Raw genomic sequence first — 401 nt, 5'->3', positions numbered from 1 at the left:
CTATTATATTTAGTCGTTATTATGTTATTTGACTAAAGGATTTAATTTACATGGAAGTGTTAGATTTTATTCAAGCCGTGTTATTTAGCTTAGGTGTACTGCTCTTTGCCATGTCGGCTGGCTTCGCTGTTTCATTTCTAACCATAAAACATGATGAAGTTGATGATGTAGCAGAAAGCCGTATTGAATCAGGCTTTTTTTCAGGTGCTTGTCTTATCGGCAGCGGCTTTATCGCTTACTTATTGATGTAATTCAATAATCCCCTATAATTTTACCTATCTTTAACGCTTGCTCCTCTAGCAAGCGTTTCAATCTTCACCTTTATGCTTTACCCTTATTTGTAAGTTATAAGTTAAACAATTCATACTTAATAATTAATCTTAATTGTCTTTAAGCCAGAA

Annotated in this window: 1 protein-coding gene; it reads left to right on the top strand. The window is 33.4% G+C overall.

Annotation, left to right across the window (positions count from 1 at the left end; all coding sequences use genetic code 11):
* The first annotated feature begins 50 nt into the window (after positions 1-50).
* The gene (locus E5A76_RS16695) at positions 51-251 is read left to right on the top strand and encodes a hypothetical protein (RefSeq protein ID WP_053986825.1); all 201 of its coding nucleotides are present in this window, start codon (positions 51-53) and stop codon (positions 249-251) included.
* Positions 252-401: the final 150 nt, after the last annotated feature.

The organism is Photobacterium lucens, assembly GCF_009873615.1.
GTDB classification, from domain to species: domain Bacteria; phylum Pseudomonadota; class Gammaproteobacteria; order Enterobacterales; family Vibrionaceae; genus Photobacterium; species Photobacterium lucens.
This window is presented reverse-complemented; position numbering and strand designations above follow the sequence as displayed.